At 72.7% G+C, this 7,647-nt stretch carries 5 protein-coding genes and 1 pseudogene; 4 read left to right on the top strand and 2 right to left on the bottom strand.

What is annotated here, in order from left to right; all coding sequences use genetic code 11:
- Nucleotides 1-124 precede the first annotated feature (124 nt).
- Nucleotides 125-2,098 (top strand): annotated as a pseudogene (locus Q1N79_RS30055) (tetratricopeptide repeat protein); the annotation flags it as partial.
- Between the two features lie 99 nt (nucleotides 2,099-2,197).
- On the opposite strand, the gene Q1N79_RS30050 reads toward Q1N79_RS30055, so the two are convergent.
- Nucleotides 2,198-2,989 carry a bifunctional 2-polyprenyl-6-hydroxyphenol methylase/3-demethylubiquinol 3-O-methyltransferase UbiG gene (locus tag Q1N79_RS30050; RefSeq protein ID WP_300614508.1) on the bottom strand — a complete coding sequence of 264 codons (792 nt, stop codon included), beginning with the start codon at nucleotides 2,987-2,989 and terminating at the stop codon, nucleotides 2,198-2,200.
- Between the two features lie 150 nt (nucleotides 2,990-3,139).
- On the opposite strand from Q1N79_RS30050, the gene Q1N79_RS30045 reads away from it, so the two are divergent.
- Nucleotides 3,140-4,468 carry a hypothetical protein gene (locus Q1N79_RS30045; protein WP_300614507.1) on the top strand — a complete coding sequence of 443 codons (1,329 nt, stop codon included), beginning with the start codon at nucleotides 3,140-3,142 and terminating at the stop codon, nucleotides 4,466-4,468.
- 24 nt (nucleotides 4,469-4,492) lie between these two features.
- Here Q1N79_RS30045 and Q1N79_RS30040 read toward each other — a convergent pair whose 3' ends face one another.
- Entirely contained in the window at nucleotides 4,493-5,692 is a 1,200-nt protein-coding gene (locus tag Q1N79_RS30040; protein ID WP_300614506.1) for a 4-hydroxybenzoate 3-monooxygenase, read from the bottom strand.
- Nucleotides 5,693-5,862: 170 nt separating this feature from the next.
- Here Q1N79_RS30040 and Q1N79_RS30035 point away from each other — a divergent pair, with 170 nt between their 5' ends.
- Entirely contained in the window at nucleotides 5,863-6,705 is an 843-nt protein-coding gene (locus Q1N79_RS30035; protein ID WP_300614505.1) for an IclR family transcriptional regulator C-terminal domain-containing protein, read from the top strand.
- Between the two features lie 37 nt (nucleotides 6,706-6,742).
- Nucleotides 6,743-7,384 (top strand): uracil phosphoribosyltransferase, encoded by a 642-nt coding sequence (upp, locus tag Q1N79_RS30030; RefSeq protein ID WP_300614504.1) that lies wholly within the window; start codon nucleotides 6,743-6,745, stop codon nucleotides 7,382-7,384.
- The last annotated feature ends 263 nt before the right edge of the window (nucleotides 7,385-7,647 follow it).

Genomic DNA, 7,647 nt, shown 5'->3' with positions numbered 1-7,647 from the left:
CGCGGGCGCGGCGGGCGGTACCGGAGGCGTCACGGGCGGTAGCGCGGGCGCGGCGGGCGGTAGCGGGGCGGGCGCGGCGGGCGGTACCGGGAAGACGCAGCTCGCGGTCGGTTACGCGCACGCGATGTGGACCGCGGGCGCCGTGGACCTGCTGGTGTGGGTGCCCGCGGCGAGCAGGACCGCCATCCTGTCCGGCTTCGCGCAGGCCGCCGCCGACGTCGACGGCGACAAGCCAGGCGAGAGCGCGGACGCCGCCGCGCGGCGGTTCCTCGGCTGGCTCGGGCGGACCCGGCGGCCGTGGGCGGTGATCCTCGACGACGTGACGTCCGCTGGCGACCTGGACGGGCTGTGGCCTGCTGGCGAGACCGGGCAGGTCGTCGTGACCACGCGCCTGCCTGAGGCGGAACTGCGCGCCGCCGACCGGACGGTCGTGCCGGTGCCAGGGCTCAGCAGGCGGGAGGCGCTCGCGTACCTCAACTCCCGGCTCACGGGCTACCCGGACCAGCGGATCGAAGCGCTCGACCTGGCCGAAGAGGTCGGCGGGCTCCCGATCAGCATGGCGCACGCGGCGGCGGCGATCACGGAAAGCGAGGCCACGTGCCGGGACTACCGCCGCCAGTACGCCGAGCGGCTGCGGGCCACCGCGGACACCGTCGCCGACGGCTGCCCGCCGTCCATGCTCGCCAGCTGGTCGCTCGCGGTCGAGCGCGCCCACGAACTGCCTCCCGCCGGGCTCGCCTGGCCGGCGCTCGCGTTCGCCGCCGTCTGCGGCACCTGCGGCATCCCGGCGGCCGTCTTGACCTCGCGCGCGGCATGCGGTTACATCATCGGCCGCACTCCGGGTGTCGCCGGCGACGACCAGCACCTGGTCCGCGCCGCGTACGCGAACCTGAACAGGCTCGACCTGGTCAGCGTGGAGAGAACCAGCGCCGTGCGGACCGTGTGGGTGCACCCGGCGGTGCGGGCGGCGGTCTGGGCCTACCTGTCGCGCGCCGGCGCGGAGCAGGTGGTGACGGCCGCCGCAAGCGCCCTGCTCGAGGCCTGGCCGGACGCGGGGGCGGCGGGCGCCGAGCCGCAGCTGAGCCAGGCGCTGCGGGACTGCGCGGCGGGACTGCAGTCCTGCGCCGCGGACCTGCTGTGGCAGCCGGACGCCCACCCGGTGCTGCTGCGGGCCGGGACCTCGCTTGAGGAGAGCCTGCTCGCCGACTCGGCCGTCACCTACTGGCAGTCGATCGCGACGGGCTGCAAGCAGCGGCTCGGCGCGGCGCACGCGCAGTCCACGCTGGCCAGGGACCGGCTGGCCGCCGCGTATTCGGCGACAGGGCGGGAGGCCGAGGCGATCCCCGTTCTCGAGGCCGCGCTGGCCGACCGCGAGCGCGAACTCGGGGCCGAGCACCCGGATGCGGTAACCGCCCGGATCAAGCTGGCGCACTGCTATGCGCGGGCCGGGCGGGAGGCCGAGGCGATCGCGCTGTTCGAACAGACGCTGGCCCAGTCCGAGCGGCTGTTCGGCATCGTGCACCGCGACACGCTGGCGCTGCGAGCGAGCCTGGCCGCCGCGTACCAGGCCGACGGGCGGCCAGGCGATGGCGTCCTGCTGTACGAGCGGACGCTCGCCGAGTCCGAGTGCGCGCTCGGCCCCGCGCACCGTGACACGCTCACGGCGCGGGCCAGCCTGGCCGGCGCCTACCAGGCGGTGGGGCAGCTGAGCGAGGCGATCGCCGCCTACGAGCGGACGCTGGCCGACCGGGAACGGGCATACGGCCCCGACCACCCGGACACCGTGGCGGCGCGGGCAAGCCTGGCCGGCGCCTGCGTGCTGTCCGGGGACCACAGGGACGCGGTCGCGCACTACGAGCGCGTGCTCGCCGACCGGGAGCGCATCCAGGGCGCCGACCACCCCGACACGATGACCGCGCGCGACGACCTGGCGTTCGCCTACCGCAGCGCCGGCAAGCTGAAAGCCGCGATCCCGCAGTACGAGCGGACGCTGGCCGACCGGGAGCGGGTGCAGGGACCCGACCACCGTGACACGCTCAGCACCCGCGCCAACCTCGCGGCCGCGTACCAGCTCGCGCGCCGGATGCGGGATGCGATCGCGCAGTATCAGCGCGCGCTCGCCGACTGCGAAAAGTACCTGGGCGCGGACGATCCCATGACGACCACGGTGCGGGAGAGCCTGCTGGCGGCGACGGGGTTACCCGCGGCGCAACACCAGGATCATGCGCCAGGCCGCCGGGTCGCCGAGCATGGTCGTGTCGTCGAAGTCGCCGTAGCTGGCCGCGAGCGCGTAACCGCCGGCCAGCCGGATCGCGGCGGTCATTTCCGTCGCCGTCCAGAACCGGTTGGGCACCACGTCGCTCACCGAGCGGACCGTGCCGTCGGCGCCATGAGCGGTGATGCTCATGTGCTCTGAGGTGATCTGGGTGACCGGGTCGATCCGGTCCTGATGGCCGCCCCACCGCACCTCGGCGCGCACGCCGTCCTGTTCGATCGTCCATTCGCTGCTGGTCCTCGGCACCTGGGCGAGATAGTCCGCGGGGTGCGCGAGCTCGACGATGTACAGCCCGCCCGGCCGCTGGTGGGCCGCCACCGCGGTCAGGTGCGCGACGAGGTCGTCCAGCGTGAACAGGTGGCAGAGCGAGTTCAGCATGGTAATGGCGAGATCAAAGCGAGCGGGGATACTGAAGTCTCGCATGTCCGCCCGGACGACGTCGAGGTCAAGCCCGGCAGCCGCCGCCTGCGCCGCCGCGTAAGAGCACATCGGCGCGGAGCGGTCGAGCGCGGTCGCCCGCAGTCCGCGGCGGGCGAGTTCCAGCGCGTGTTCGGCCGGGCCGGCGGCGAGCTCGATGACCGACTGGACGGCCGCGCCCGCGTCCCCCTGCCAGTGACTCGCGCACCAGTTCAGCAGGGCGCTGACCTCGACGGGGACGTCCCGGTAGGCACAGGCGAGCTGGTACAGCCCGGGTTCGTCGTAGATGCCGCTCACCTGAGCAATGATGCCGGAAGCGCGCTGCGGGCGCGCCCGCGAGGCGGCACGCGAAACGGGCTTGTCGGCCGGTACGTAACGACCATCACATCATCGGCCAAATCAGCAACGTGTCTACCGCGGTCGTTCCGCGTGGGGCAGACTGGCCGCATGATGACTGAGGCGGAGGCACTCAAGGCGCTGGCGCGTGAGGACCCTGCGGTGGCCGACGACGCGAGGGCAGCCCTCCGCTGGCTGACCTCGGGCGGCGGCCTCGAGGCGATCTCGCTGCTGCGCTTGCAGGAATTCCTGTGGTACGTGCTGCCGACCAGCTGGCCAGCTCCGGCGAACGGCCACTTCGCCGTCGCACGGGCGCTGTCCAGGCTGCTCATCCTGGCGGGGATGGACCGCTACGGTGACGTCTGCGCCTCGGCGGAGACCGAGCAGATCATCGCGGCCTACGCCTGCGGGCAGGCGGACGGCGTGGCCGCTTACTCCAAGGCGCTCGCGTCGTCGCACGTGGCACCGCCCGACACGGACCTGCTCGCCTGGAGCTCGGCGATGGGCCCGGAGGAGCGCGCCGCCTACGACGCCTGCGCGGCGGCCATCGAGCTCGCGGTGGCCGCGCGCGAGCTGCGGGTCGGCGTCAGCGGATGGAAGACCAAGCGTGCCGCGCTGGTGGAACGCTGGCTGACCCGGTCCACAGGAGAGCCGGGCGCCGACACCTGGCTCAGCCGGATCAGCGCCGAGCGCATCGACGAGTGGGCCAACGGCCACCCGGGTGAGCGCGCCCAGATGGCGCGCCGCGTGGTTCCGCGCCTGCTCGAGCCGCCCGTGCTGCCGGGCGAGCCGCTGCCGACGCTCCGCTGGCTGCTGCAGCATGCCGACGCCGGCCTTCGGCTGACCGCCCGGCACTACATCGCCCCCGCGCTGGTCGGCGAGGCCGCCGGGATGTTCGGCTGGGGCGGGCATACTCGCGGCGGCACGCGCCACCAGGAACTCGACGTGTTTCCGCTGCACACCCTGCGCGGCCTGGCACAGCACGAGATGGGCGCGGTGCGGCGCAGCGGCACGAGCCTGGTGCTGACCAGAACCGGACGCCTGATGGCCGAGGACGCCGCGGTCCGCTGGCACATCGGGACAGCGGCGCTGATCGGCCCCGACGACGGCACCGACCCGGACTTCACGGTCGCCGTGCGCGAAGCCGCCTTGCTGGTGGTGACGCTGAGCGACGGTCCGGTCAGCTTCGAGGAGCTGGCCGGAAGGCTGACCGGGCTGCACGCCGCCGAGGGATGGACGTCGAGGTCGGGCAACAGCCTGGCGGGCGCGATCCGCAGCGAGATCCACATGCTGCGGCACCGGCTGCGCGCCCTGCAGCTGCTCGACGAGCCGGCCGTCGCCGGGCCCATGGCGCTCACGCTGACCGGCACGGGAACCGCCGCCGCGCTGTCCGCGCTGCTCGCCCGCGCGCTGCGCCCGCGCCGTCACCTCCACCCGTGACGCTGCCCGGCTAGCCGTCGGGCGCTAGGCCGGGGCCTGCAGGCTCAGCGGCTTGTAGCCGCAGTAGTTCTCGGCGAGGGACTTCGCCGCGGCACGCGAGGATGTCACGTACCGCAGCTGCGCCAGCTGCAGCTGCGACTCGAAGGGGTCCTGCCCAGGGGCGACGTGCAGCATTGAGGTCATCCACCAGGAGAAGTGGGTGGCACGCCACACCCGGTCCAGGCACATGTCGGAGTACGCGCCGGCCAGCTCCCACGATCCGTCGAGCAGCGCGGCGCGCAGCGCGCCGGCGAGCACGATCACGTCAGAAAACGCGAGGTTGAGCCCCTTGGCTCCGGTCGGCGGCACGATGTGGGCCGCGTCCCCGGCCAGGAACAGGCGCCCGTGCCGCATCGGAACGGCCACGAAGCTGCGCATCGCGGTGACGGACTTGTCCGTGATCGTGCCCTCGCTGACGGACCAGCCGTCTACCGCGAACCGCTTCTGCAGCTCCGCCCAGATCCTGTCGTCCGGCCAGTCCGCTACGGGCTCGTCGGGGGCGACCTGCAGGTAGAGCCGACTGACTTCGGGCGAGCGCATCGAGTACAGCGCGAAGCCGTCCCGATGCCGCGAGTAGATCAGCTCGTCGGTGGAGGGCGCGGCATCGGCCAGGATGCCCAGCCACGCGTAGGGATAGGCCCGCTCATACACGGACAGGTTCGGGACGAGCGGCCGGCAGATCCCGTGGAACCCGTCGCATCCGGCAATCACGTCACAGGACACCTCGTGCGCGACCCCCGACGCGTCCCGGTACGACAGCACCGGGCGGTCCGACGTCACGTCAGAGACCGCGACGTCCGAGGCCGAGAACTCGATCACTGCCCCGGCCGCGAGCCGCGCCGCGATCATGTCCTTGACGATCTCGGTCTGGGCGTAGATCGTGACCCACCGGCCGTCGGTCAGCGAGCGAAAGTCCAGGTGGTGGCGTTGGCCGTCAAACTGCAGGTAGATGCCGCCGTGCTCCATGCCCTCGGCGTCCAGCCGCTTTCCCAGGCCGACGCCGCGCAGCAGCTCCACCGTTCCCGCCTCGAGCAGCCCCGCGCGCTGGCGGGCCTCGCAGTATTCCCGCGACCGGTTCTCGACGACGACGGACTCGATGCCGTGCAGCGCCAGCAGGTGCGCGAGCAGCAGCCCAGCGGGACCGGCACCGACAATCCCGACTCGGGTCCGCGAAGTAACAGCCATTGAACGGAACCCCTCTTGAATGTCCGTATAACGCACGATAGTTCAGAAAGCGAACACCTTGCGCCCGCTCTACGATTGTTATCATCGGGCAAGTAACGTGATGACAGGGCGCCGGCCCAGCGCCGCCGGTGCGGCAGCAGAGCGCATCGCAACCCGGCGCGGGAGGCTCGATGCACGACGAACTGGTCAACGGGGACGCGGGCGCCGCCGAGATCGGCGCGGCGGAAGGCGACTTCGTGCAGTCGCTCGAGCGCGGCCTGTCGGTGATCCGCGCCTTCGACGAGGACCACCCCGTGCTCAGCCTCTCCGAGGTTGCCGCGGCCACCGGGCTGAGCCGCGCCGCCGCCCGGCGCTTCCTGCACACCCTGGTGCATCTCGGCTACATGCACAACAACGGAGGGCGGTTCTCGCTGCGCCCCAAGATCCTCGAGCTGGGGTACGCCTACCTGTCCAGCCTGACCTTGCCCGAGGTCGCCCTGCCCCACCTGGAGGAGCTCGTCGCCGAGGTCCGCGAGTCCTCCTCGGTCTCCGAGCTCGACGGCGACGATGTCGTCTACATCGCCCGGGTGGCCACCAAACGGATCATGCGGGTGACGATCAGCGTCGGCACCCGATTCCCCGCGTACGCCACGTCGATGGGCCGGGTGCTGCTCGCGGCGAAGCCGGACGAGTGGCTGGATGACTACCTGGCCTCGGCCCGGCTGCGCGGGCTTACCGATCTCACCATCACAAGCACCGCCCAGCTGCGCCAGGAGCTGCGGACCATCCGCAGCCGGGGCTGGGCGCTCGTCGACCAGGAACTCGAAGAGGGGCTCCGCTCACTGGCCGCCCCGATCAGGGACCCGAGCGGCACGGTGATCGCCGCCGTCAACGTATCCACGCACGCCGGCCGGCGCAGCCTGGAGAGCGTGGTCGCCGACCTGCTGCACCCGCTGCTCGCCACCGCCGGGCGCATCGAGCGGGACCTGGCCAGCTCACGCACCGGGGCGCGCTCCCGGCGGCCCGCCTGGTAACGGACGGCTGGGGCGGCACCTGACACACTAGCTGTCCATGCGCACGCTGCTCGCGGACCACCCGCTGGTCACGCACAAGCTCACCCTGCTCCGCGACGCCCGGATCGACACCGCCACGTTCCGTGCGCTCGCCGACGAACTGGTGACCCTGCTCGCCTACGAGGCGACCCGTGAGGTCCGCGTGACCGAGGTGACCGTCACCACGCCCGTCGGCACCGCGCCCGGCGCGATGCTGGCCCAGCCCAAGCCGCTGATCGTCCCGGTGCTGCGGGCGGGCATCGGCATGCTGGGCGGGATGACCCGGCTGCTGCCGATGGCCAGCGTCGGCTTCGTCGGCATGGTGCGGGACGAGGAGTCGCTCGTCGCGTCCACGTACGCGAACCGGTTGCCCGCCGACCTGACCGGCCGCGAGGTGTTCGTGCTCGACCCGATGCTCGCCACTGGCGGCACGCTGGTCACGGTGATCCGCATGCTCGCCGACCGCGGCGCCGCGTCCGTGACCGCGATCTGCCTGCTCGCCGCCCCCGAGGGGCTGGCCCGCCTCGACCAGGCCTTCCCCGGCGACCGATCCCCCGCGGTCCGCGTGGTGACTGGCGCCGTCGACGAGCGGCTGAACGACAAGGGGTACATCATCCCCGGCCTCGGCGACGCGGGCGACCGGCTTTTCGGCGAGATCTAGCCCGGACGCAGCGGTTATCGGGAAGGCTTTTCGGAGTCGGGGGGCGGAGGATCTTTCCCATTGTCTGGGCGCCAGCGCCGGGGCCGGGCCAAGCGGGAACGCTTGGTACCGGCGGGGCTGGGGTTGCCCGCGGGGCCGGGCCTGGATGCGGTGCCGGGTAACCAGAATCAGCCTGCTGGTTGCCTGCGAGCTGACGGCCGCAGGTTCGCGGCGGCGCGGAGAGCTGACGGCCGCAGGTTCGCGGCGGCGGGGCGCGGGGGGCG

Origin of the sequence: Trebonia sp., assembly GCF_030042015.1 — a bacterium.
In the GTDB taxonomy this organism is placed as follows: Bacteria; Actinomycetota; Actinomycetes; order Streptosporangiales; family Streptosporangiaceae; genus Trebonia.
Note: the sequence above shows the minus strand (reverse complement) of the source record. Positions and strands in the feature narration are given on the sequence as shown.

Bases quoted from the DNA above. Each gene is read 5' to 3' on its own strand.
- Q1N79_RS30045 (WP_300614507.1), top strand. From the start codon at position 3,140: ATGATGACTGAGGCGGAGGCACTCAAGGCGCTGGCGCGTGAGGACCCT.
- Q1N79_RS30040 (WP_300614506.1), bottom strand. From the start codon at position 5,692: ATGGCTGTTACTTCGCGGACCCGAGTCGGGATTGTCGGTGCCGGTCCC.
- Q1N79_RS30035 (WP_300614505.1), top strand. From the start codon at position 5,863: ATGCACGACGAACTGGTCAACGGGGACGCGGGCGCCGCCGAGATCGGC.
- upp (WP_300614504.1), top strand. From the start codon at position 6,743: ATGCGCACGCTGCTCGCGGACCACCCGCTGGTCACGCACAAGCTCACC.